The sequence below is a fragment of the Marinimicrobium koreense genome (genome assembly GCF_003762925.1).
Classification (GTDB): domain Bacteria; phylum Pseudomonadota; class Gammaproteobacteria; order Pseudomonadales; family Cellvibrionaceae; genus Marinimicrobium; species Marinimicrobium koreense.
Genome location: NZ_RJUK01000001.1, coordinates 2073534 through 2096832 on the forward strand (window position 1 = coordinate 2073534; position 23299 = coordinate 2096832).

The following is a 23299-nucleotide window of genomic DNA, read 5'->3' on the forward strand; positions in this document are numbered from 1 at the left end:
ATCGGTCCGACGTTTCGGAGCGAAGCGCATCCGCCGTTACCCAAGTTTGCAAAACACCAATGGTTTACAATAATACGTCAAACCAAAAAACAATGAACTGAGAGAGAGAAGTCAACCATGAAGATCGGATACCGTATCGTTGTATTTTTTATGCTATCACTGCTGGCGACCCTGCCTGTGCGGGCGGATATCGTCTATGAGATGACCGTTGCCCAGGACGGCAGCGGTGATTACGACACCATTCAGGCCGCGATCGATAACACCAAGGCCTTTCCCGACAAGCGCATCACCATCCACATCAAGAACGGCACTTATCGGGAGAAGGTCCGTGTGTATGAGTGGAACCCGATGGTGTCGCTGATTGGCGAGGACGCCGGCAAGACCATCATCACCTGGGGCGATCACTTCAAGCAGATCGACAAGGGCCGCAATAGCACCTTCCACACCGCCACCCTGCAGGTAGATGGCGATGACTTCCACGGTGAAAATCTGACCATTGAAAATACCGCCGGCCCGGTGGGCCAGGCGGTCGCTCTGGCGGTCAATGCCGATCGGGTAAGTTTTTACAACAGCCGCTTTCTCGGCCATCAGGATACGCTCTATCTGACCGGGGAAGGCAAACGGCAGTACTTCCGGAACTGTTATGTCGAAGGCACCACGGATTTTATTTTCGGTCGCGCCACGGCGGTGTTTGACCAGTGCCAGATCCACTCGAAAAGTGATTCTTATATCACGGCGGCTTCAACGCCGGAGGGCATTCCCCACGGTTTTGTGTTTCTGAACGCTACGCTCACTGCCGACAAGGATGTGGATGAAGTCTACCTCGGACGTCCCTGGCGAGACTTTGCCCGCACGGTGTTCATTAACACCGACATGGGGGCGCACATCAAGCCCGAGGGCTGGCATAACTGGTCCAAGCCGGACGCGGAGCACACCGTACTTTACGGTGAGTACGACAGCCGCGGACCAGGCGCGCAGCCCGACAAGCGGGTGAAATGGCAAACCACCTTGAGTGACGAACAGGCCGGCGATTACACGCTGGAAACGATTCTCGGTGAGGATGGCTGGTATCGCGCTCGATAAGCCGACGATCCGAAGTTGTGCTTAGGCGTTCGCAAGCACCGCTCGGCCGCGTCGCTGCGGGCCCCAGAGGCAGGTGACCAGCAGAATAAGCCCGGCCACGGTGGCGATCATGCCAGCGGCGCTCAGCGACATATCCAGCCCCAGCGCGATCAGGCCGTAGCCCGCCAACCAGTAGCCCACGACGGCGGATATCAGGGCAAAGAGCTGACTCCAGGCGAGCTGTTTGCCCAAGTGATTGGTCATCAGGCGGGCTGCCGCCGCCGGGCAGATGAACATGGCGATCACGATAATGGAGCCCACCGCTTCAAAGGCCGCGATGGCCGCCACCGCCACCATGGTGACCAGCAGAAGATCCACCAGCGCCGGGCGGGCGCGGATGCTGGCGGCGAATTCCGAATCAAAACTTCCCAGAATCAAGTGACGGCGGAACACCACCACGAACACCAGTACCACCAGTGCCACCACCCCGACACGAGCCAGTTGCGGTGGCAGAGTGGCCAGCGCCGCCGGATCAACCAGGGATGAAAGACCGACGCCTTCAAACCAGATCAGACTCTCCAGATTTCCGTATAGGGCGTGCTGCACATCAATGTGTACGCCGCTGGCCTGACTCACTTCCAGCAACAGCACTCCCAGGGCAAACAGGCTGGTAAAGGTCACCCCCATGGCCGCACTGATTTCCACTCGCCCGAACCGGCGTATGGCGTCGATCATGGCCACCGTCACCAGTGCCGAGACCCCGGCACCCAGCATCATGGCCGTGGAGGCAATGGTGCCGGTAAGCAGAAAGCTGGCCACGATGCCCGGCAGGGCGACGTGACTGATGGCATCGCTGATCAGACTCTGCCGGCGCAATACCAGGAAGTTGCCCAACAGCGCACAGGTCATGCTGATAATGATGGCCACGGTCATGGGCACCAGGCTGAACATCATGAAATCGCTCATGCCCTCCCCCCGCTCGCGAGCAACCGCTGTTCAAGCTCATCAATGGCATCCGGCGGCAAGACCCGTGCAATCGGATCCAGACCCGCATGCTCGCGGTGCAGGGCGTCGCCGGGATAGAGCCGCCGGTACAGGGCCCAGAGCCGCTCTTCATGCTCCGCCTCCCGGGCCGCCGCCCGCCCCTGGGCCGTGGCGACCCCATCGCGCCGGATGTGGCCCGCCCGACGTAACAACCGCAACGTGAGGCCATCAAAAATTGGCTCGTTGCGTGACATCGACAGCAGCCCCTGGCGCAAATGAACCCGCCGACGAAACCGCTGGTGGGCGAGCAAAGAGGCGAACACACCGCGACGCGGCGCGGCGAGGAACGACATCAGAAAAATCGCAAACGCCGACAAGACAATCAATGAGCCGGTGGGAAGACTCGCGCGCGCGCTCGACAGGGTAACGCCCAGATAAGCCGCCAAGGCGCCCAGCACCGCCGCCAGCGCCACCATGCGCGGCGGCCGGTTGGTCCAGAAGCGAGCACTTACCGGCGGGGTGATGGTGAGTGCCACCACCAGAATCAACCCGGTCACCTTCAGGCCGATGACCACCACCGCCATCAACAACAGCAGCAGTAACAGGTCTACCCGCCCGGTATTGACCCCCTGGGTTTGCGCAAACTCCGGATCAAAGCAGACCAACAAAAATTCCCGGCGCAAAATAAAGACCGCCAAGAGCAGCCCGAGCGCACAGGAGGCTATCAGCTTGGCCTCGACGGCCAACATTCCGGCAGTAGAACCCACCAGGTAGCCGGTCAGGCCCGATTGGCCGGTGACGTTCATGGATTGAATGACCGTAATGAGGACCACACCGAAGGCAAAAAACGTGGACAGGACCGCCCCAATCGCTGCGTCTTCACCCAGGCGGGTACGAGCACTGATCCACTGCACCAGCCAGAGCCCCAGGGCGGCACTCAGCGCGGCGCCCAATAGCAGTCCGGGCAGCCAGCGGCCATCGCCCTGAATCGCACCAATCAGTACAAAGGCCATCGCCAACCCGGGGAGGGTGGCATGGGTGATGGCGTCGCTGACCAGGGAGCGTTTGCGCAACAGGACAAACGCACCGATCATGCCCGCCCCGGCGCCCAACAGCATGGCTCCCAGAGTCACCAGCGTGGTGTTATAGCCCGCCGAGAAAATCAGTGCCGGCCACCAGGCGTCCATCATGGCTCCTCCGAGACCGCCGGCACCAACCGCTCCAACTGCACCGGATTGAGGCGCCCGCCATAGGTGGCCTGAAGGTTCTCCGCCGTGAATACCTGATCGACCGGACCGGCGGCCACGCGCCGCACATTGAGCAGCAACACGTCATCGAAGTAATCTCGCACCGTGGACAGGTCGTGGTGAACACACAAGAGGGTTTTCCCCTCTTCGCGCAACTGTTTCAAGACCTCGACAATGGCCCGCTCGGTGGCCGCGTCCACCCCGGCGAAGGGTTCATCGAGAATGGTCAGCGCCGCGTTCTGGACCAACGCCCGCGCCAGAAAGACCCGCTGCTGCTGACCACCAGACAGTTCACCGATCTGCCGATCCGCGAAGGCTTCCATCCCCACCCGCGTGAGACTTTCCATGGCCTTGTCGGTATGGCTGCGGCGGGTCAGCTGCCACCAGCGCAGTTTGCGAAACAACCCCATAGTGACCACATCGAGCACGGTGGCCGGGAAGTCCCAATCGACGCTGTTGCGTTGCGGCACGTAGGCAATGTCTTCGGTCATCTGCGCCAGCGGTCGGCCAAAAACCCTTACATCCCCGGTCAGGCTGCGGGTGATACTGAGCGCGGCTTTGAGCAGGGTTGACTTGCCCGCGCCATTGGGGCCAACAATCGCGGTCATACGGCCTGGCTTCAGCAACAGGTCCACGGAGTAAACCACGGGCCGGTGGTCATAACTGACGGTCAGCCCCTGAATCGATAATGGACTGGCGGTCACGGCTTCACTGAGTTGCCCTTTGGCGTTCATTCCCTGGCCCCGGCGTGTTTCAGTTTCCCGAGCCGGCCACCGGACGGGACTTCACCGCCCAACGCACGGGCAATGGTACTGACGTTGTGATCGATCATTCCCAGCCAGGTACCTTCGTAGGTGCCGGCGGGCCCCATGGCATCGGAGTACAGCTCACCGCCAATGCGCACCGAGTGACCGCGCGCGGCGGCGCCCTCAATCAACGCCCGGACGTTCCGATCCGACACCGATGATTCGACAAAAATCGCCCCGATTTCGCGCTCGACCAACAGATCAACCAGCGCTTCGATTCGCGACAGACCGGCCTCGCTTTCCGTCGAGAAGCCCTGAATCCCCAGCACCTCGAATCCGTAGGCATCCCCAAAGTAGCCGAAGGCATCGTGAGCGGTGACCAACACCCGCTTACCTTCCGGGACACTGCCCAACACCTGACGCGCGTAGTCATTGAGTGTTTCCAGCTCGCTCAGATAGGATTCAGCGCGCTGGTCAAAGTAGGCTTTCTGCTCCGGGCGGAGCTCCACCAATGCGCTGCGCACCGCTTCAACCCCATAGCGCCAGCGACCCGGGTCCATCCAGACGTGTGGATCCGACTGGTTCCGGTATTCTTCATCCGACAGACGCAAGCGCTCGGGCACTCCTTCCGCTACCGCGAAGACCGGACGACGCTGGGCCAGACGTTCCAGGAACTCTTCCAACTGGGCCTCCAGGTAGAGGCCGTTCCAGAAAACGGCATCGGCCCGGCTGAGCGCGGTAATATCGCGGCGGGTCTGGCGGTACAGGTGCGGGTCCACCCCCGGCCCCATCAGCCCTTCGACACGCACGTGATCTCCCCCGACCTCACGCACCACATCCGCCACCATGCCGGTGGTCGCCACCACCTGTAGTCGTGACTCCGCCGCAACGGACAGCATTCCGCCAAACAGGCCGGTGATTAACAGTGCCGCCGAAAGGGCAACACGCTTGGTCAGCGTCACAAAAACTCCTCAGATCGTTCAATCAATAACAACAGACTATTCCTTTCACAGCCATTTGTTAATTTATCATACTTTATAGATACCATAGCTCAGGCAGAGGTGACCCGTTCAATGATCTGCCCCAGAGCGCGCTGCTCCGCCTCGGGCTGAAACAGGGGAGCTCGAGCCATCACCTGGTCCCTGAGCCGGCGCCGCCAGACCGGGTCTCGTTCGATACGCAACAGACACTCCCGCAGGGCGACGGTGTTGCCCATCGGGTAATAGCCCACGTAGTCCTCCCCGAGCAACCCACGGTTGCCGGCAATATCCGACGCAATGATTGGTAACCCGGCGACACAGGCCTCGCTGACCACATTGGCACCGCCCTCCACTCGGGAGCTGATGACCATGGCCCGCGCCCGCCCCATCCACTGCCTGACCCGCCAACGGGGCTGATCCCCCAGCCAGCGATAGCGCGGATTACGTCGCGCCTCATCTTCGGCGACCTCGGCCCAGTCCTCCGAGAGCGCACCGCCCAACTGCACGACTCTCAGCCGGGAATCCAGAGGAAGATCCCGCACGGCCATGGCCGCCCGCAGGGAGTCCTTCTCTTCCCGCAGGTGCCCCGCGACAAGAATGTCCACCGTGCGCCGAACCGCTTGAGGGACTCCGGGCGGCAGCGGCTCGGCGGACTGATGCACCACATGCAACTTCGGCCAGTAACGCTCGGGCAGGTCCTCCTCCAGACAGTCGTGCAAGCCGATCAGAGCATCCGCCGCATCCAGGCTGGCGTAAACTGTCTCGGGCTCGCTGACCTGAAACCGGTACACGTCCGTTCCGGTCAGCACCACAACCAGCGGAGAGTCCGGATGGGCCCGCCTCCAGGCAAGGACGGCAGCGTGACTGCGCCAGGCGTGCAGGGCCAGAATCAGGTCCGGCGCACGGCCTGTCGGCGCATCCTCCGACAAATGAATCGAGACCCGATAGCCCAGGGGCCTCAACAATCCAGCCCAGCGGCTCGCCGTCGCACGGTTGCCGGCCCTGGAGCCCGGCGCCGCGGGCGTAATCAATGCGATGTGCCCCCGTTGTTTCACAATCACCACCTTTTGAACGATTTGCTGGCCGAAGATTAACACGACAGTCCAGCGCATATTCCGTTCATACGCCGCCGCGCGCCCCTCGGACGCGTCTGTTTACCCGGTATTCACGTATCGCGTAGTGGATCGGCCGGCACACTATACTCATCAGAGCACCCCGGACAGATCATCGGGATTCCGGTACCATACCGATTGAATGCCCATTCAGTTTTACTCACACCAGAGGATTTGACCATGTTAGGACGCAACCTCCTTCGCTTTGCCTTCACCGCTGTGGTGCTGGGCTTGACCTCCTTGGGTGCCAGTGCCCAGACCTTTGTGTTCACCGCCATTCCCGATGAGGATGAAACCCGGCTTCAGGAGCGATTTCAGGCCGTGGCGGACTATCTGGAAGAGGAACTTGGGGTCGACGTGCGCTTTGTACCGGTCAAGTCTTACGCGGCAGCCGTGAGCGCCTTCCGCAACGACCAAGTACAACTGGCCTGGTTCGGTGCGCTTTCCGGGGTCCAGGCCCGGGAACGGGTACCCGGCTCCCAGGCTTTAGCCCAAGGGACCGAAGATCAGGCGTTTTACACCTATATTGTGGCCCACAAAAGCACCGGGCTTGAACCCAACTCTGGGCTGACCGAGGCCATGCGGGGCATGACCTTCACCTTTGGCTCCAAAGGCTCCACCTCCGGCCGCCTGGTGCCCGAGTATTATATTCGCGAGGCCTTTGGCGAGGCGCCCGATGAGGTGTTCTCACGGGTCGGCTACAGCGGTAATCACAGTCGCACCGCTTCCATGGTGGCCTCTGGCGCTTATCAGTTGGGCGCCGTGAATTACACCGTGTGGGAAACCGAAATTGAAGCGGGTAATGTCGATCCGGACGAGGCTCACGTGGTGTATAAAACCCCCAGCTACCCCAACTACCAGTGGAGCATTCGCGGTGACGTAGACGAACGCTTTGGCGAGGGTTTTACTGAGAAAGTACGGGCGGCGCTGATTGGCATGGACGACCCGGCGATGCTGGAAAGCTTTCCCCGCTCTGCGTTCGTGCCCGCGAGTAATGACAATTACGCGGTCATCCGTGAGGTAGCCAAAGAAATCGGTCTGCTGGATTGATGACGGCGCTGTCCCTGACCGATGTGGTCGCCGACTACGGCGACCTGCGCGTACTCGGCCCTCTCAGCCTTGATGTGGTGCGCGGTCAGACTGTGGCCCTGGTGGGCAAGAGCGGCGCAGGCAAGTCCACGCTGCTCAGTCTGATGTACCAGCAGTGGCGCCCCCTGGGCGCGGCGTTGATGCCCCAGGACCTCGGGCTGGTTCCGGCCCTGAGCGTGTTTCACAACGTCTACATGGGCGGGCTGAAGCGGCACTCCACCACCCACAATCTGTTGTCTCTGCTGCGCCCGTTCAAACGGGATATCGAGCAGATTCGTCCAGTCCTGAAAACCCTTGATATCGACCACAAATGCTGGACTGCAGCCGGGGAGCTTTCCGGTGGTCAGCGCCAGCGCGTGGCGGCGGCGCGGGTCATTCACCAGAAAGGGGAAGTCCTGTTGGCGGATGAGCCGGCCTCGGCCCTCGATGGCCCCATGGCGGAACGGGTCCTGGCGGCACTCACCGACGCCTACCCCACGTCAGTACTCGCCATGCATGATGTCGAGCTGGCCCTGCACTTTGCCGACCGGGTGGTGGGCATCGCCGACGGCGGCATTGCCCTGGACGAACCCCGCGATCGACTGCAGGCCAGTGACCTGCTGACACTGTACTGAGTCGGGTAACGGGCTGTTTATGTGGCGATCCGCAAGTGTAAGAACCAGCCTGGCCTTTGTCGCGCTGGCCCTGGCCTGCCTGTTTGTCGCCGACCTGAGCATCAGTGCCCACGACCCCTGGGGCGAGCTGGGCCGGCTGTTTTCCGGGCTGATTCGCCCCGACTTCACCCAGATTGATTACCTCGGCGAGGCGCTGCTCCGAACCCTCGCCTTTGCCTTTGTCGGCGTGGGGCTGGGCGCGACCGCCGGGCTGCTATTGGCCCTGGTATTCGGCTCAAAAATCGTGCGCACCTTTTGCGCCTTTATTCGGGCCATTCACGAACTCTTCTGGGCACTGATCTTTCTGCAGTTTTTCGGCCTGCACCCGCTGACCGGGGTGCTTGCCATTGCCATCCCCTATGCGGGCGTGTTCGGCAAGGTTTATGCTGAAATACTGGAGGAGACCGACCCTCTACCGCACACCACTCTGCCCTTCGGTACGGGATCGGTGGTGGCCCTGGTGTACACCCGGTTCAGCCAGGCCTGGCCCCACCTGGTCACCTACACCGCCTACCGGCTGGAGTGCGGCATCCGCTCCAGTGCGGTGCTGGGTTTTGTCGGAATGCCCACACTGGGGTTTTATCTGGAATCGGCCTTTGCTCAAGGACACTACTCGGTGGTAGGCGCGTTACTGCTATTGTTCTACGTGTTAATCGGTACTCTGCGCCTGTGGGCCCGTCCTAAACTGATCCCGCTGTATCTGGTCGCCGCCCCCTTTCTGCTCGGCAGCGGCTTGCCGATTCGCTGGCAGAACGTCACCCGTTTTTTCACCGAGGACATAGTGCCCGCGCCCCTGCGCAACGGAGAGGGGCTGGAAGGGTTATGGGTTTGGCTGGCGGAGCTGTTCAGCACCCAGGCGCTGCCGGGCATCTGGAACACTCTGGTGCTGACCCAGATCGCCCTGGTACTGACCGGCATTCTGACCTTGCTGCTGTATCCGCTCGCCTCACGGCACTTTACCAATCGCCTGACCGGCCCTATCGGCCATACGGTGCTGGTGGTGCTGCGTTCAACCCCGGAATACCTGCTGGCATTTATTCTGTTGCAGCTCTGGGGCCCCTCCATGCTGCCAGCGGTGATCGCCCTGGCGGTGCATAACAGCGGTATCATTGGCCACCTGATCGGCCGGCGCACCAACGAAATCACCCTGCGCCCGGACGCCCCCCGAGGGGTCGAGCGCTACGGTTATGAACTGACGCCACGGATTTATGGCCCCTTCCTGGCATTCCTGTTTTACCGCTGGGAAATCATCATGCGCGAGACCGCGATTCTCGGGATTCTGGGTATTGCGACTCTCGGCTTTTATGTGGACAGCGCGATTCAGGAAATCCGCTTCGACCGGGCGATGGTGTTGATTTTGATTACCGCGTTGTTGAATATCGGGGTGGATATCCTGGCCCGGTGGTTGCGGGCCAGGTTGCGGTTAAGGCATACCGCGCAGAGTGAGCCTTGAGGTTTGCACCCGACCTACTGCATCAACGGCGAACCATCCACCTGGAGATCGTACCCCTCGATTTTCGCCTCCGCGATCAATACCTGAATGTACTGGGCAATCGCCTTGCGCCGGACTTTTTCATTCAGGTACTCGGCGATTTTTTCCCGGGCTTGCTCGAAGGTCAAAGGCTTCCCCGAAATCTTGCGCTCGATGTACACCAGATGAAACCCGTAGCGGGATTCCACCGGGCGGGGCATCAGGCCCGGCTCGGCGACGAACACCTGACGTTCGAACTCTGGAACGGTCTGCCCTCTGCTAAGCTGACCGAGGCTGCCACCGGTTTCTTTGGAGGGGCAGGAAGATTCCCGCTTGGCCAATTTACCAAAATCGGCACCGCCCTTGAGGATGTCCAATAGGGCATCGGCACGCATTTTGGCTTCGGCCCGTCCGGCGTCGTCTTCTTTCGGCACCGCCAGCAGAATGTGTTTTACCTCCAGCAGTGGCGAGGTTTCGAATTTGCCCGGGTTGGCCTCGAAGTACTGCCGGCAATCTTCCTCTGAAGCATCGGGTATGGCCACTTCCTGCTCGATCAGGGCTTCGATGAAATCTTCATCGGAGCTTTCCACGGTGTCATCACTGACCGGAATGCCGAGCGTTTTGGCGCGCTGTCGAAACAGCTCACCGATGATCAGGGATTCGGCCGCTTTGAACATGGCCTCCCGCCGGGATTCCGCCGGGTGGTATTGCATTTCCGCGAGGACTTTGTCTTCGGGGATTTGGGTTTGGTTGACGGTGATCATGGTGTGAGTCCGTTTTAAGGTGGAGTCGGGGTTTTGGGTTTGGTAGAAAGATCGCGTTTGGGTTACGGCCGAGCGCAGCGGTATAGACCCGCGTAGGGCGGATAAGCGAAGCGCATCCGCCGTAACCACACGTGATCTACATCGACGCTCTCGCCCGACGGCGAACCACCTGATAATTCCGGCCCAAATACTTCACCGGCACACTCAACAGATGCACCAGACGGGTAAAGGGGAACAACAGGAAGATGGTCAGCCCCAACACCAGGTGCGCTTTGAAGATCCAGTGCACACCGACAATGTATTCCGCACCACTCAACCCGCGCAGCAGGAAGATGCTCTGAGCCCAGTGCATCAGTTGCAGCATTACCGCGCCGTCCAGATGACCAACGGAGATGAAGATGGAAGCCAGGCCGAGCAACAACTGCGCCAACAGCAGGAACAACACCACGATATCCATGGGCTTGCTGTTGGGACGGATGCGCGGATGGAACAGGCGGCGCAGCGTCAATACCACCAGACCGAACAGACACAGCACCCCGAACAGGCCACCGGCCACCACGGCCAGGATCTGCTTGGCGCTGGCACTCACGCCCAACAGGTGCCACACCTCCACCGGGGTCAACAGCCCCACCAGATGACCAAAGAAAATGCCGATGATCCCGATGTGAAACGGAATGCTACCGATGCGCAGCCACTTCTTCTCCAGCAACTGACTGGAGCTGGCCTTCCAGGTGTACTGCTCCCGGTCGTACCGGATCCAGGTACCGATAAACATCACCGCCAGCGCAATATAGGGGTAGATGCCAAACGCGAATAGATGAAAAGTGGACATCATGCCTCCTGACGATTTTTTACTGGTTGAGGTTCCATCAGGTTCAGTATCTGCTCCTGATCCCGACGCTGGCCGGACTCCGGCCGGTATTGAACATTGCAGCCTTCAGCCTGGGCGTCCGGGCCGAAGGTTACGGCTTCTTCTTCCCACACCTTGTCCAGCGCCTCGGGGGTATCGTCCCGGGCTTCACCGGCCACCTGCTCCCGGATCTGCTCGATGTTGACCCGATCGCCACACCAATGCAGCAACGCTTCGAACAGCGCTGCGTAGTTGGAATCGCGCTCTTTCAGGCGAGCGGCGAGCAGCCCGAGAATATGCTCCACTTCCTGCAGCCCCGCGCGGGCATTGTCCGGCCCTTGGGTAGACAGAAACTCGAGATACAGCGGCAGATAATCCGGCAGTTCGTTGGCGTCGATGGCCAGGCCCGCCTGCTGATACTGGTTCATCAGATCCACCATGGCCTGACCGCGATCCCGGGATTCTCCATGCACATGCTCGAACAACAGTAGCGACAGGGAACGACCGCGCTCAAACAGCGCATCGTACTCGGACTGCCAGTCCATCAGGTCACCACTGGTGCGCTGCTCGACAAAGGCCAACAGCGCATCGCGCTGCTTGCCCTTGAGGTTCATACTGGCGACCAGAGATTTGAGCTCGTCTTGAGCTTCCATCAACTCTGCCGTGGGGTACTCCATCAGCAGAGAAATAACGCGTAAACTTTTCATCGGTCTTTCTCCTAATCCTGCAGGATGGCAGGAATGATCTGGCGAACCCCGGCGCGATTGCCGCCGAACAGGCTGGTTTCGCTGGTGCCGTCCGCACAGCCATTACCGAAACTGAAACCGCAGTCGCCTTTCATGTCGTAGGCGTCTTCGGCGTAGGCCCGGTGACTGGTGGGAATCACGAAGCGATCTTCATAGTTGGCGATGGCCATATAGCGGTACATGTCTTCCACCTGGGCCACACTCAGACCGACCTGCTTGAGCACCTCGAGATCTTCCACGCCGTCCACATGCTGGGAGCGCTTGTAGGCGCGCATGGCGATCATCCGCTCCAGCGCTTCCACCACCGGCTGCTCTTCCCCGGCGGTCAACAGGTTGGCCAGGTAGCGAATCGGAATACGCAGGGATTTCAAGTCGGGAATTTCGCCATTCATGCCAACATGGCCGGCTTCGGCGGCGCTCTGAATCGGTGACAGTGGCGGCACGTACCAGACCATGGGCAGGGTGCGGTATTCCGGGTGCAGCGGCAGCGCCACTTTCCACTCAACCGCCATTTTGTAGGTGGGCGAGTTCTGAGCGGCGTCGATCCAGCCCTGGGGAATACCTTCGGCCTGAGCCGCGGCAATCACCGCCGGGTCGTTCGGGTCCAGGAAGATGTCCAGTTGCGCCTGGTACAGGTCCGCCTCGTTGGCCACACTGGCCGCCTCTTCGATGCGGTCCGCGTCGTACAGCAATACGCCCAGGTAGCGGATACGGCCCACACAGGTTTCCGAGCAGACAGTGGGTTGGCCCACTTCGATGCGCGGATAGCAGAAGGTGCATTTCTCGGATTTGCCACTCTTCCAGTTGTAGTAGATCTTCTTGTACGGACAGGCGGAGACACACATGCGCCAGCCGCGGCACTTGTCCTGATCAATGAGCACAATACCGTCTTCCTCGCGCTTGTAGATCGCACCCGAGGGACAAGAAGAAACACAGGCCGGGTTCAGGCAGTGCTCGCACAACCGGGGCAGATACATCATGAAGGTGTTTTCAAACTGCCCGTAGATATCGGCCTGTACCTGATCGAAGTTCACGTCCTTACGACGCTTTTCAAACTCGGTGCCGAGAATCTCCTCCCAGTTCGGACCCCACTCGATTTTCTCCATCCGCTGACCGGATACCAGCGAGCGCGGACGTGCGGTCGGCTGGTGCTTTTTGTCACCGGCTGTGTGCAGGGTCTGGTAGTCAAAATCGAACGGCTCGTAGTAGTCGTCAATCTCCGGCAGATCCGGATTGGCGAACAGGTTGGCCAGTACCCGCAGCTTGCCGCCGATGCGTGGCTTGATTTTGCCTTTCTTGTCGCGTTTCCAGCCACCGTTCCACTTGTTCTGGTTTTCCCACTCTTTGGGGTAACCGACACCGGGTTTGGTCTCCACGTTGTTAAACCAGGCGTACTCGACACCCTCGCGTGAGGTCCAGACGTTTTTACAGGTCACTGAACAGGTGTGGCAACCAATGCACTTGTCCAGGTTCAGCACCATGCCGATTTGCGCTCTTACTTTCATGCCTTACCTCACTTAGCCAGGCTGTCAGTGGTCTGCTCGTCTTCTTCGAGCCAATCCACTTTATCCATCTTGCGGACAATGACGAATTCGTCGCGGTTACAGCCTACGGTGCCGTAATAGTTGAAGCCGTAAGCCTGTTGGGCGTAGCCACCGATCATATGGGTGGGTTTCATCACCGCACGGGTCACGGAGTTGTGAATCCCGCCGCGGGTTTTGGTCAGGTTCGATCCGGGCGTATTGATGATCCGCTCCTGGGCGTGATACATCATGCTCATGCCCTCGGGCACCCGCTGGGAGACGACCGCACGACAGGCGATGGCGCCGTTGACGTTGAACACGTCGATCCAGTCGTTATCCTCAATACCCGCTTCCTTCGCGTCTTTCTCGCTCAGCCACACAATCGGGCCGCCGCGCGAGAGGGTCTGCATCAGCAGGTTGTCCGAGTAGGTGCTGTGTATGCCCCATTTCTGGTGTGGGGTAATCCAGTTGAGCACCAACTCTTTGTTGCCGTTGCTGCGCTGATTGAGAATCGGCTCGACGGTTTTCAGGTTTACCGGCGGTTTGTACAGGCAGTGCTGCTCACCGAAGTCGAGCATCCACTCGTGATCCTGATAGAACTGCTGACGACCGGTGATGGTGCGCCAGGGGATCAGTTCATGCACGTTGGTATAACCCGCGTTGTAGGACACATGCTCGTCTTCCAGCCCCGACCAGGTGGGCGAGGAAATGATCTTGCGCGGCTGGGCGACGATGTCGCGGAAGCGGATCTTTTCCTCTTCCTTGGGCAGCGCGAGATGCTTGTGATCCCGGCCGGTAATTTTGCCCAGAGCGTCCCAGGCTTTTACCGCCACATGGCCGTTGGTTTCAGGGGCCAGCGACAGAATCACTTCACAGGCATCAATGGCGGACTCGATCCGCGGGCGGCCCTGATTGGCGCCCTCTTCGTGATGCACGCGGTTGAGCTTACCGAGGAATTCAACCTCCTCTTTGGTATCCCAGTTGATGCCCTTGCCGCCATTGCCCAATTTGTCCATCAAGGGGCCGAGCGAAGTGAAGCGGTGATAGGTGTTGGGGTAGTCCCGCTCCACCACGTTGATGTTGGGCATGGTCACGCCGGGCACAGCCTCGCACTCGCCTTTCCACCAGGCTTTCACACCGTAAGGCTGAGCCATTTCTCCCGGGGAATCGTGCATGATGGGTGTGGTCACCACATCCTGTTCCACTCCCAGATGGCCGTTGCTCAACGCGGAGAATTTTTTGGCGATGCCCTTGAAAATATCCCAATCGCTGCGCGATTCCCACACCGGGTCCACCGCTTCGGTGAGCGGGTGAATAAAGGGGTGCATATCCGAGGTGTTCATGTCGTCCTTTTCGTACCAGGTCGCGGTCGGCAGAACGATGTCGGAATACAGGCAGGTGGTGGACATACGGAAGTCCAGCGTCACCCACAGGTCCACCTTGCCCTCCGGTGCCTCGTCGCGCCAGGTGACATCTTCGGGCTTGGCCTCGCCGGTTTCGCCCAGGTCCTTGTTCATCAGGCCGTGCTTCGTGCCCAGCAGGTGGCGCAGCATGTACTCGTGGCCCTTGCCGCTGGAACCCAGGAGGTTGGAGCGCCAGATGAACATGTTGCGCGGGTAGTTCTTCGGGCTGTCCGGATCTTCACAGGCGAATTTCAGCTCGCCACTGACCAACTGATCGCGCACATAGTCTTTGACGTCTTTACCGGCCGCCTTGGCAGCTTGGGCCAGTTTCAGCGGGTTGGTCGCCAACTGCGGGGCAGACGGCAACCAGCCCATGCGCTCGGCGCGGGTGTTGTAATCCAGAATACTGGACTGCCATTTGTCCTTGTTCGCCAGGGGCGAAACCAGGTCGCTCATGTTCAGTTTTTCGTAGCGCCACTGATCGGAGTGGGCGTAGAAGAATGAGGTACCGTTCATCTGCCGGGGCGGACGCTGCCAGTCCAGACCAAAGGCCAGGGGCTGCCAGCCCGTCTGCGGGCGCAGCTTTTCCTGACCCACATAGTGCGCCCAGCCGCCGCCGCTCTGACCGACGCAGCCACACATCATCAACATGTTGATCAGGCCGCGGTAGTTCATGTCCATGTTGAACCAGTGGTTCATCCCGGCGCCGACAATGATCATGGAGCGGCCGCGGGTTTTATCGGCGGTGCGGGCAAACTCCCGGGCAACGCGGATCACATGTTCGGGTTTGACGCCGGTGATGCGCTCCTGCCACTTGGGTGTGTAGGGCTTGTCGTCATCAAAACTCCGGGCGCAGTTGGGATCGTCCAGACCATTGTCCACGCCATAGTTGGCCAGGGTCAGGTCGTACACGGTGGCGACCAACACCTCGCGGCCATCGGCCAGTTTGACGCGTTTGGCCGGCACCTTGCGCATCTGCACTTCGGCATGTTCGGTGTGCTGGAAATAACCATAGTCGTGTTCTTTACAACCGAAGTAGGGGAACGCGACTTCGGCCACTTCATCGCTGTTGCCTTTCAGGGACAGCTGCAGATCCACCTCTTCGCCGGTTTTGCCATCGCGGTTCTCCAGGTTCCACCGGCCTGTCTGGCCCTCAGGGCGGCCCCAGCGATAACCGATGGAGCCGTTGGGGCTGACCAGACGCTGATCGTCACTGTTGATGGCAATGGTCTTCCAGTCCGGGTTCGCTTCCTCGCCCAGGTTATCCACCAGATCCGCCGCGCGCAGGAAACGACCCTGCTGCAGGCGGCCTCCCTCCTCGTCGAGGATGACCAGGTTGGGCATATCGGTGTAGCGCTTCACGTAGTTAGTGAAGTACTCGCTCTGGGAGTCAACGTAGAACTCCTTCAGGATCACGTGACCGAAGGCCATGGCCAGGGCCGCATCGGTACCCTGGCGCGGTGCCAACCACTGGTCGGTCAGTTTGGCGACCTCGGAGTAGTCCGGCGTGATGCTGATGACCTTGGTGCCCTTGTAGCGTACTTCGGTCAGGAAGTGGGCATCCGGGGTCCGGGTCTGGGGCACGTTGGAACCCCAGCAGATGATGTAGGAGGAGTTGTACCAGTCGGCGGATTCCGGCACGTCAGTCTGCTCGCCCCAAACCTGCGGTGAAGCGGGAGGAAGGTCGCAGTACCAATCGTAAAAACTCAGGCAGTTGCCGCCAATCAGGGACAGATAACGGGCGCCGGAGGCGTAGGACACCATCGACATCGCGGGAATGGGTGAGAAGCCGGTGATCCGGTCCGGTCCGTAGGTTTTTGCGGTGTAGACGTTCGACGCGGCAATGATTTCATTCACCTCGTCCCAGTGTGCCCGCACAAAGCCACCGAGGCCGCGACGGGATTTGTAGCTTTTCGCCTTGGCCGGGTCTTCGACAATGGACGCCCAGGCGGCCACCGGGTCGGTGTGCTCCTGACGGGCTTCTCGCCAGAGCTTCATCAGAGACTGGCGCACCTTGGGGTATTTCAGGCGGTTGGCGCTGTAGATGTACCAGGAATAGCTGGCACCGCGCGGGCAGCCGCGAGGTTCGTGGTTGGGCAGATCGGGACGCGTGCGCGGATAATCAGTCTGCTGGGTTTCCCAGGTGACCAGACCGTTCTTCACGTAAATTTTCCAGCTGCAGGAACCGGTGCAGTTCACGCCATGGGTGGAGCGCACAATTTTGTCGTGCTGCCAGCGCTGGCGATAGCCGCGCTCCCATTGGCGATCTTCATCAGTGGTAACGCCGTGGCCTTCGGCAAAAGGTTCTCGCTGCGCCTGAAAGTAGCGCAGCTTGTCGAGAAGGTGACTCATTCGCGGACTCCTGAACAGAGGCTATGACAATGCCCGGATCAGGGCATCGCTCGGTATCAATTTCACCCGTTCATAGTGCGCAATAATCCGCGAACCCGCTACCGCCCCCAAAGCCCCTAAAATGCCCCCTTATACCCCCTTGGAGGTATCGCACCGAATCCCTAACCCATTGATTTCGTTGGCCTCATGGATTTCAACTGGCATCGAAACCACAACTTGGGTGCCCCTCAATTCATCGGTGGTATCCCGTAATAGACGTGGGGTTTTTGCGAGTCATTTTCATTCCTGAATGTGGTACAGTCTCCGCTCCCTTAAAACAACAATCCCGCGCCACCGGCGCCCTGTTTGGAGAACCGACCATGAAGCTGGAATCATTGGCCCTACACTGCGGTTATGAGCCCGAGCCCACCACGCACGCGGCCACCACCCCCATCTACCAGACCACCTCCTACACCTTTGATGACACCCAACACGGTGCCGACCTGTTCGACCTGAAAGTTCAGGGAAACATCTATACGCGCATCATGAACCCCACCAACGCGGTACTGGAAGCGCGGGTCGCGGCGATGGAAGGGGGTATCGGTGCCCTGGCGTTGGCCTCGGGTATGGCCGCGATTACCTACTCCATTCAATGCATCACCGATGCCGGCGACAATATCGTCAGCACCAGTCAGTTGTACGGTGGCACCTACAACCTGTTTGCCCACAGTTTCCCCCGTCAGGGCATCGATGTGCGCATGGCGTCTTTTGATGATCTGGAGAAAATGGAAAGCCTGATCGACGACAAAACCAAGGCGCTGTTCTGCGAGTCGATTGGCAACCCCGCCGGTAATATTGTAGACCTGCAGGCGCTTGCGGATATCGCCCACCGTCACGGCATTCCGCTGATTGTGGACAACACCGTCGCTACTCCCTTCTTGTGCAAACCCTTCGAGTTCGGCGCGGACATCGTGGTCCACTCGCTGACCAAATACATTGGCGGCCACGGCACCACCGTGGGCGGTGTTATTGTGGACTCGGGCAAATTCGATTGGGTCGCCAACAAAAAGCGCTTCCCGATGCTGAATGAGCCGGACCCCTCGTACCACAATGTGATTTACACCGAAGCCCTGGGCGAAGCCGCTTACATTGGCCGCTGCCGCGTGGTACCTCTGCGCAACACCGGTTCAGCCCTGGCACCGCACAGCGCCTTCCTGATCATGCAGGGCTTGGAGACGTTGGGCATTCGCATGGAGCGTCACTGCGAGAACGCATTGAAGGTCGCCCAACACCTGAAGCAGCATCCCAAAGTCAACTGGGTGAATTACGCCGCCCTGCCGGACAGCCCCTACAACGGCCTGTGCCAAAAAATCAGCGGCGGACGCGCCTCGGGCATTCTGAGCTTCGGCATCAAGGGCGGTAAAGAGGCCGGGGCGCAGTTCATCGACGCCCTGCAGATGATTCTGCGCCTGGTGAACATCGGCGATGCCAAGTCCCTGGCCTGCCATCCGGCCACCACCACCCACCGTCAGCTGAACGAGGAAGAGCTGAAATCCGCGGGTGTGTCGGCGGATCTGGTGCGACTGTCCATTGGTATTGAGCACATCGATGATATTATTGCCGATATCGATCAGGCCCTGGAGAAAGTCAGCGGCTGATCCCATCGGTCAAACGCCGGCCGGGGCTCAAGTCCCGGCCGGCCCGTTCAAACGGCACCGCTATGCGCACCCAATCCCTGGTTCTCAGTATCAAGCTCGCCCTCGCGGGCATCGTCGCTCTGGCCGCCCTGACCATGGCCGCGTCCTACTGGTTATCCGACCGGGCCGACAGTGACGCCCACGCCATCAACCTGGCCGGCTCCCTGCGCATGCACACTTACCACTTGTTGGCATTGGAAGAGAGCCCCGCCGCCAGCACCGAGCGCCGTGAACAGGTCCTCGGCCAACTGGAAAGCACCTGGAATCACCCCCTTTTTGAGCTGTTGCGTCACCGCAGCCCGGCGCTCGAACAGCGGCTGGAAACCACCGAAGCTCAGTGGCGACAGCTGCGCACGCAACTCAACAACCTGAGCGCCGACGAGCGCATTGCCGCCACCGAAGCCCTGGTCGACCAGATCGACGCCACGGTCGGTGAACTGCAACGTCACGCCGAAACCAATGCCTCGCTGCTGCGTCTGGTTCAGGTAATCGCCCTGTTTACCATTCTGGCCCTGGCCGCCGTGGTGGTGTACTGGCTTCACCTGCGGGTGGAACAGCCTTTGGCCGAATTGTTGGGGGTCACCCGCCGGGTCAGCCAGGGCGACTACCAGCACCGACTGGCGCCCCGCTATATGGATGAGCTCGGCGAAGTAGCCGAGTCGTTCAATCAGATGAGCCGCGCCATCGCCCATGCTCATGGAGAAATGGAGGCGCAGATTGAACAACAGACCCGGGAGCTGCAGCGCAGCAACACGACGCTGGAATTTCTGTACCAGACCGCTCAGGCAATCATTGCGCAAGAACCCGAGGGCATCGACTTTCAGCCGATTATCAACCGCGCTGCGGATGTCGCCCAAGTGGACGATCTGGAGCTGTGCCTGATTACTTCGGCAGGCGATCACCCCTACCGACAAGTCAAGCCTGAAGACAGCGACTACGACCTGTGTATGACCCGTAACTGTGGCGACTGCCTGAGCGGCGAGTTGCTGAGCAATGCTCAGGGCACCGGATTGCCGGACCCGGTCTATCGCTACAGCTTTCCCATGAACCGGGATCAACAGCACTACGGCGTATTGGTCTGCCGTATGGGGGAAGGCGGCAACCTCACCCCCTGGCAGCAACAATTGCTGCAGTCGGTGGCAGACCAGATCGCCATGGCACTGAGCCTGCAGGCGGAAGAAGACAACGCGCGGCGATTGTCCCTGGCCCACGAGCGTACGGTGATCGCCCGGGAACTGCACGACTCCCTGGCTCAGGCACTGTCCTACCTGAAAATCCAGGTCACCCGCTTGAACCGGGCGCTTGCCAAGGACGACAAGCAGACCCTGGAAGACGTCTCCAAAGAACTGCAGGAGGGGCTGAGCTCCGCCTACCGGCAACTGCGCGAACTGCTCACGACCTTCCGTCTCAAAGTGGACGGCCCGGGGCTGCTCGGCGCCCTGCAAACCAGCGTGCAGCAGCTCAGCGCCCAGACCGAAATGACCATTGAGCTGGATTACCAACTGGAGAGCCTGCCGCTGACGCCAAACGAAGAAATCCACCTGCTGCAGATTGTGCGCGAGGCGACCCAGAATGCCTTGCATCATAGCCAAGGCCAGCGCGTCGATATCCAGATCGAGCGCCGGCAAAACAAAGTGTCGGTCGTGATTGACGACGACGGGGTGGGTATTCCGGAGAATCCGGAAAAGTTGAACCATTACGGGATGGCAATCATGCAAGAGCGCAGTAAGAATCTCGGCGGTGATGTGACCATTGGCAACCGCACCGGAGGCGGCACCCGGGTCCAGTTCCTTTTCACACCGGATTGCCTGCGCCAGGCGAGCGTGTTTGCCCGCGAAGCCTAAACCCAACCACGGAGGATCGCTGTGCCCCAGGCGGACACCCCCACCACACGCCCGCGAGGCTCTGCTCGTGAAGTCTTTCTGGCGTTCCTCAAGCTCGGGCTGACTTCCTTCGGAGGCCCCGTCGCCCATCTGGGCTACTTCCGTGAAGAACTCATCAAACGCCGGCAGTGGCTGAGCGAACAGGGCTATGCCGACCTGATTGCGCTGTGCCAGTTTCTCCCTGGCCCGGCCAGCAGCCAGGTGGGTTTTGCCCTGGGCATGATACGCGGGGGGTTTATCGGCGCCCTGCTCGCCTGGGTCGCCTTTACCCTGCCCTCCGCCGCTCTGCTGTTCGGCTTCGCCTATCTCGCCGACGCCTTTGGCGGCCCCCTGGGGCAGAGTGCCATCGACGGCCTCAAGCTGGTGGCTGTCGCGGTGGTGGCCCACGCGGTCTGGGGCATGGCACGCAACCTCTGTCCGGACCGGACCCGTGCGCTGATTGCCCTGGGCGGCATTGCGGCGGTGGTTTTCATCCCGACCGCATTTGGACAGATTGGCGCCATCACCCTTGGGGCACTCGCCGGGTTGGTGTGGTGCCGAAACCTCCAACGCCCCGAGGCTGGACATATAGCGATGCCTTTGTCGCGCCGGGCCGGTAGCATGTTTCTGGTGGCCTTCTTCGCCCTACTGGGTGGCCTACCGCTGGCGGTAGCGCTCTGGCCCGCCCACGCACTGGCGCTATTCGAAGCCTTCTATCGCTCCGGCGCCCTGGTCTTTGGTGGCGGCCATGTGGTGCTGCCCCTGCTCGAATCCCGGGTAGTGGACACCGGCTGGGTCAGCGCCGATGCCTTCCTTTCGGGGTACGGCGCCGCCCAGGCGATTCCGGGCCCATTGTTCACCTTCTCGGCCTACCTGGGGGCGGTGGATGCCAACCTAGGCGGCCTGCTCGGGGCCAGCATTGCACTGCTGGGGATTTTCCTGCCCAGCATGCTTCTGCTGCTGGGCGTACTGCCCTTCTGGGATCAACTGCGCCAGAAGCGCTTCGCTTTTCCCCTGATGGCCGGCGCCAACGCCGCCGTGGTTGGGATACTGGCCGCCGCCCTCTACCAGCCGGTGTGGACCAGCGCAGTACGCGCACCCTCCGACTTTCTGATCGCCGCTGCGGGCTTTGTGTTGCTCTCGGTCTGGAAACTGTCACCGCTGACAGTGGTGACGGGCACAGTGCTGGCAAGCGTTTCCCTCGGACTCTTCTATTGATCTCCTCTACCGAACAAACACTTGGTAACCCCAGGGAGCCAGTGTAATACCGCTGCCAGCTTTCAGAGAAACGCGCTCACCCCCGAAAAGTGTTCTGTAGTCGCCATCGACAAGGCTTTCGGTAAACTCCACTTCCTGCTTCTTATTCGAGAAGTTGATGGCCACGACAACCTTATCCTGATGGTTCTCCCGCACAAAGCTGAACACTTCGTTGGGGGAGGTATTGCCCAGTTGTGTCATGGTGGCTCCCCAACGACCATGCCAGAGTGCGCTGTTGTTTTTCATGAGTGCCAGCAGGGTCTGATAAAGGTCGCCAATTTCATGCTCGCGCCATTCAATTGGATCTTTCTCGAAGAATTCCAGACGTTTCTTGTTACCAGCCTCTTGCCCGCTGTAGATCAACGGCATACCGTCACCGATAACGGATAGCACAATAGCGGCTTCCAGACCTTCGCCGAAGCGTTCAAACTGAGTGGCTTCCCAAGCGTTCAAATCGTGGTTGCTGACGTATGTCATGCGCATGGCATCTTTGGGGTAGGCGCCTTCGTTCCATGCGTAATAGGTGAACAGCTGGCCAAGGCCTTCGCCTTGAGTCGCCGCGTGCGCGGCATCATTCCAGCTCCAGGCGTACGTCATGTCAAACGCTTCGGCATGCAGGTCGCGCCAGTCCCACTCAGCCAGCATGAAGACGGGCTTTATTTCATCCAGCTCGCGTCGGGCATTATTCCAGAAGTCTAGCGGAACAAGGCCGGCTGCGTCCGCGCGATAGCCGTCCACATCAGCCTCTTCCACCCAGTATTTTAGGGCATCCGTCATGTACTCCCGTACTTCCGGGCGGCTGTAGTCCAGGTCGATAATGTCCGCCCAGTCAAACCAGGGTGTGGGGCGATATTGGCCTTTCCAGTCACGTTCAAACCAGTCCGGATTTTCGTCGACCATAACGTTATCCCATGCCGTGTGGTTTGCCACCCAGTCTAAAATCACATACATGTCCATATCATGAGCCTCATCAACGAATTCCTTGAGATCTTCAAGGGTACCAAACTCAGGATTTACGCTGTAAAAATCCTTTACCGCATAGGGGCTGCCCAATGTTCCTTTGCGATTCTTCTCTCCGATTTCATGAATCGGCATCAACCAGATAATGTCCGTTCCCAACGCTTTAAGACGAGGCAAATGTTCCCGGGCCGCATCAAACGTCCCCTCCTCAGTGAACTGACGGGTGTTGAGTTCATAAATGGCCGCGTTCTTGCTCCACTCCGGATGTTGAAGCTTGACGTAGGGTTCTGGCTGATAGGAATCGTCGGCCGGTTGGGTGCTGCAAGCGGCGAGCAACACAAGTAACAGCGCAATCAAACCTGGACGCATAGTGATTACCTCTATATTCGAAAGGCACCGAGTTTTACCGGGGAATGATCACCGGTCAAGCCGACGGCTGCTGAATACGTATGCAATAGGAGCGGCCCACTTTCCCCGCGCTTGGATAGCAATTGCGCCTATATTCCATCAACACCACTGGGCGATAGGTTGCAGTCGAGATTGCGCTGAAAATACCAGAGGG

Annotated in this window: 18 protein-coding genes; 7 read left to right on the forward strand and 11 right to left on the reverse strand. The window is 59.9% G+C overall.

Going from position 1 to position 23299, the window contains the following annotated elements; all coding sequences use genetic code 11:
• The first annotated feature begins 117 nt into the window (after window positions 1-117).
• Entirely contained in the window at window positions 118-1083 is a 966-nt protein-coding gene (locus EDC38_RS09065; protein WP_123638226.1) for a pectinesterase family protein, read from the forward strand.
• A gap of 21 nt (window positions 1084-1104) precedes the next feature.
• Here the strand turns inward: EDC38_RS09065 and EDC38_RS09070 are convergent, their stop codons facing one another.
• From EDC38_RS09070 to senB, 5 genes are all read right to left on the reverse strand, one after another.
• A complete protein-coding gene (locus EDC38_RS09070) occupies window positions 1105-2028 on the reverse strand; it encodes a metal ABC transporter permease (protein WP_123638227.1) in 924 nt (307 codons plus the stop codon).
• A complete protein-coding gene (locus tag EDC38_RS09075; protein ID WP_211331060.1) occupies window positions 2025-3236 on the reverse strand; it encodes a metal ABC transporter permease in 1212 nt (403 codons plus the stop codon). Before EDC38_RS09075 ends, EDC38_RS09070 begins: the two co-directional genes overlap by 4 nt.
• Window positions 3233-4027: a metal ABC transporter ATP-binding protein gene (locus EDC38_RS09080; protein WP_123638228.1), complete on the reverse strand. Its 795-nt coding sequence runs from the start codon at window positions 4025-4027 to the stop codon at window positions 3233-3235. Before EDC38_RS09080 ends, EDC38_RS09075 begins: the two co-directional genes overlap by 4 nt.
• Window positions 4024-5001 carry a metal ABC transporter solute-binding protein, Zn/Mn family gene (locus tag EDC38_RS09085; RefSeq protein ID WP_211331061.1) on the reverse strand — a complete coding sequence of 326 codons (978 nt, stop codon included), beginning with the start codon at window positions 4999-5001 and terminating at the stop codon, window positions 4024-4026. The genes EDC38_RS09080 and EDC38_RS09085 overlap by 4 nt, the downstream gene beginning before the upstream one ends.
• Before the next feature lie 89 nt (window positions 5002-5090).
• Complete coding sequence (senB, locus tag EDC38_RS09090; protein WP_211331062.1) at window positions 5091-6074, reverse strand: selenoneine biosynthesis selenosugar synthase SenB; 984 nt, start codon at window positions 6072-6074, stop codon at window positions 5091-5093.
• A gap of 237 nt (window positions 6075-6311) precedes the next feature.
• Between senB and EDC38_RS09095 the strand changes: the two genes are divergently transcribed.
• From EDC38_RS09095 to EDC38_RS09105, 3 genes are read left to right on the forward strand one after another with little or no spacing between them, the layout of a single operon-like run.
• Window positions 6312-7181 carry a putative selenate ABC transporter substrate-binding protein gene (locus tag EDC38_RS09095; protein ID WP_123638230.1) on the forward strand — a complete coding sequence of 290 codons (870 nt, stop codon included), beginning with the start codon at window positions 6312-6314 and terminating at the stop codon, window positions 7179-7181.
• Window positions 7181-7834, forward strand: a complete 654-nt coding sequence (locus EDC38_RS09100; protein ID WP_123638231.1) for an ATP-binding cassette domain-containing protein — start codon at window positions 7181-7183, stop codon at window positions 7832-7834. Before EDC38_RS09095 ends, EDC38_RS09100 begins: the two co-directional genes overlap by 1 nt.
• 19 nt (window positions 7835-7853) lie before the next feature.
• Window positions 7854-9326 (forward strand): PhnE/PtxC family ABC transporter permease, encoded by a 1473-nt coding sequence (locus EDC38_RS09105; protein ID WP_123638232.1) that lies wholly within the window; start codon window positions 7854-7856, stop codon window positions 9324-9326.
• A gap of 14 nt (window positions 9327-9340) precedes the next feature.
• Here EDC38_RS09105 and EDC38_RS09110 read toward each other — a convergent pair whose 3' ends face one another.
• The 5 genes from EDC38_RS09110 to EDC38_RS09130 all read right to left on the reverse strand — a co-directional run bounded on the left by EDC38_RS09110 (window position 9341) and on the right by EDC38_RS09130 (window position 16982).
• Window positions 9341-10108 (reverse strand): peptidylprolyl isomerase, encoded by a 768-nt coding sequence (locus EDC38_RS09110; RefSeq protein WP_123638233.1) that lies wholly within the window; start codon window positions 10106-10108, stop codon window positions 9341-9343.
• Between the two features lie 136 nt (window positions 10109-10244).
• Window positions 10245-10943, reverse strand: coding sequence for a respiratory nitrate reductase subunit gamma (narI, locus tag EDC38_RS09115; protein ID WP_246004372.1), 699 nt, complete (start codon window positions 10941-10943; stop codon window positions 10245-10247).
• A complete protein-coding gene (gene narJ, locus EDC38_RS09120; RefSeq protein ID WP_123638234.1) occupies window positions 10940-11665 on the reverse strand; it encodes a nitrate reductase molybdenum cofactor assembly chaperone in 726 nt (241 codons plus the stop codon). Before narJ ends, narI begins: the two co-directional genes overlap by 4 nt.
• A gap of 11 nt (window positions 11666-11676) precedes the next feature.
• The gene (gene narH / locus EDC38_RS09125; protein ID WP_024461195.1) at window positions 11677-13209 is read right to left on the reverse strand and encodes a nitrate reductase subunit beta; all 1533 of its coding nucleotides are present in this window, start codon (window positions 13207-13209) and stop codon (window positions 11677-11679) included.
• A gap of 8 nt (window positions 13210-13217) precedes the next feature.
• Window positions 13218-16982, reverse strand: a complete 3765-nt coding sequence (locus EDC38_RS09130; protein WP_123638235.1) for a nitrate reductase subunit alpha — start codon at window positions 16980-16982, stop codon at window positions 13218-13220.
• Window positions 16983-17341: 359 nt separating this feature from the next.
• Between EDC38_RS09130 and EDC38_RS09135 the strand changes: the two genes are divergently transcribed.
• The 3 genes from EDC38_RS09135 (at window position 17342) to chrA (ending at window position 21738) form a co-directional block, all read left to right on the forward strand.
• A complete protein-coding gene (locus EDC38_RS09135) occupies window positions 17342-18619 on the forward strand; it encodes an O-acetylhomoserine aminocarboxypropyltransferase/cysteine synthase family protein (RefSeq protein ID WP_123638236.1) in 1278 nt (425 codons plus the stop codon).
• 62 nt (window positions 18620-18681) lie between these two features.
• Window positions 18682-20502: an ATP-binding protein gene (locus EDC38_RS09140; RefSeq protein ID WP_123638237.1), complete on the forward strand. Its 1821-nt coding sequence runs from the start codon at window positions 18682-18684 to the stop codon at window positions 20500-20502.
• Between the two features lie 21 nt (window positions 20503-20523).
• Entirely contained in the window at window positions 20524-21738 is a 1215-nt protein-coding gene (gene chrA / locus EDC38_RS09145; protein ID WP_246004373.1) for a chromate efflux transporter, read from the forward strand.
• A gap of 6 nt (window positions 21739-21744) precedes the next feature.
• Here the strand turns inward: chrA and EDC38_RS09150 are convergent, their stop codons facing one another.
• A complete protein-coding gene (locus tag EDC38_RS09150; protein ID WP_123638239.1) occupies window positions 21745-23106 on the reverse strand; it encodes an alpha-amylase family glycosyl hydrolase in 1362 nt (453 codons plus the stop codon).
• Window positions 23107-23299 lie beyond the last annotated feature (193 nt).

What these genes read in the sequence shown, in the direction of transcription:
- EDC38_RS09110 (WP_123638233.1), bottom strand. Translation starts at nt 10,108, where the DNA reads ATGATCACCGTCAACCAAACCCAAATCCCCGAAGACAAAGTCCTCGCG.
- EDC38_RS09095 (WP_123638230.1), top strand. Translation starts at nt 6,312, where the DNA reads ATGTTAGGACGCAACCTCCTTCGCTTTGCCTTCACCGCTGTGGTGCTG.
- narH (WP_024461195.1), bottom strand. Translation starts at nt 13,209, where the DNA reads ATGAAAGTAAGAGCGCAAATCGGCATGGTGCTGAACCTGGACAAGTGC.
- EDC38_RS09075 (WP_211331060.1), bottom strand. Translation starts at nt 3,236, where the DNA reads ATGATGGACGCCTGGTGGCCGGCACTGATTTTCTCGGCGGGCTATAAC.
- EDC38_RS09140 (WP_123638237.1), top strand. Translation starts at nt 18,682, where the DNA reads ATGCGCACCCAATCCCTGGTTCTCAGTATCAAGCTCGCCCTCGCGGGC.
- EDC38_RS09070 (WP_123638227.1), bottom strand. Translation starts at nt 2,028, where the DNA reads ATGAGCGATTTCATGATGTTCAGCCTGGTGCCCATGACCGTGGCCATC.
- EDC38_RS09135 (WP_123638236.1), top strand. Translation starts at nt 17,342, where the DNA reads ATGAAGCTGGAATCATTGGCCCTACACTGCGGTTATGAGCCCGAGCCC.
- narI (WP_246004372.1), bottom strand. Translation starts at nt 10,943, where the DNA reads ATGATGTCCACTTTTCATCTATTCGCGTTTGGCATCTACCCCTATATT.
- EDC38_RS09100 (WP_123638231.1), top strand. Translation starts at nt 7,181, where the DNA reads ATGACGGCGCTGTCCCTGACCGATGTGGTCGCCGACTACGGCGACCTG.
- EDC38_RS09080 (WP_123638228.1), bottom strand. Translation starts at nt 4,027, where the DNA reads ATGAACGCCAAAGGGCAACTCAGTGAAGCCGTGACCGCCAGTCCATTA.
- EDC38_RS09130 (WP_123638235.1), bottom strand. Translation starts at nt 16,982, where the DNA reads ATGAGTCACCTTCTCGACAAGCTGCGCTACTTTCAGGCGCAGCGAGAA.
- EDC38_RS09065 (WP_123638226.1), top strand. Translation starts at nt 118, where the DNA reads ATGAAGATCGGATACCGTATCGTTGTATTTTTTATGCTATCACTGCTG.
- narJ (WP_123638234.1), bottom strand. Translation starts at nt 11,665, where the DNA reads ATGAAAAGTTTACGCGTTATTTCTCTGCTGATGGAGTACCCCACGGCA.
- EDC38_RS09150 (WP_123638239.1), bottom strand. Translation starts at nt 23,106, where the DNA reads ATGCGTCCAGGTTTGATTGCGCTGTTACTTGTGTTGCTCGCCGCTTGC.
- EDC38_RS09105 (WP_123638232.1), top strand. Translation starts at nt 7,854, where the DNA reads ATGTGGCGATCCGCAAGTGTAAGAACCAGCCTGGCCTTTGTCGCGCTG.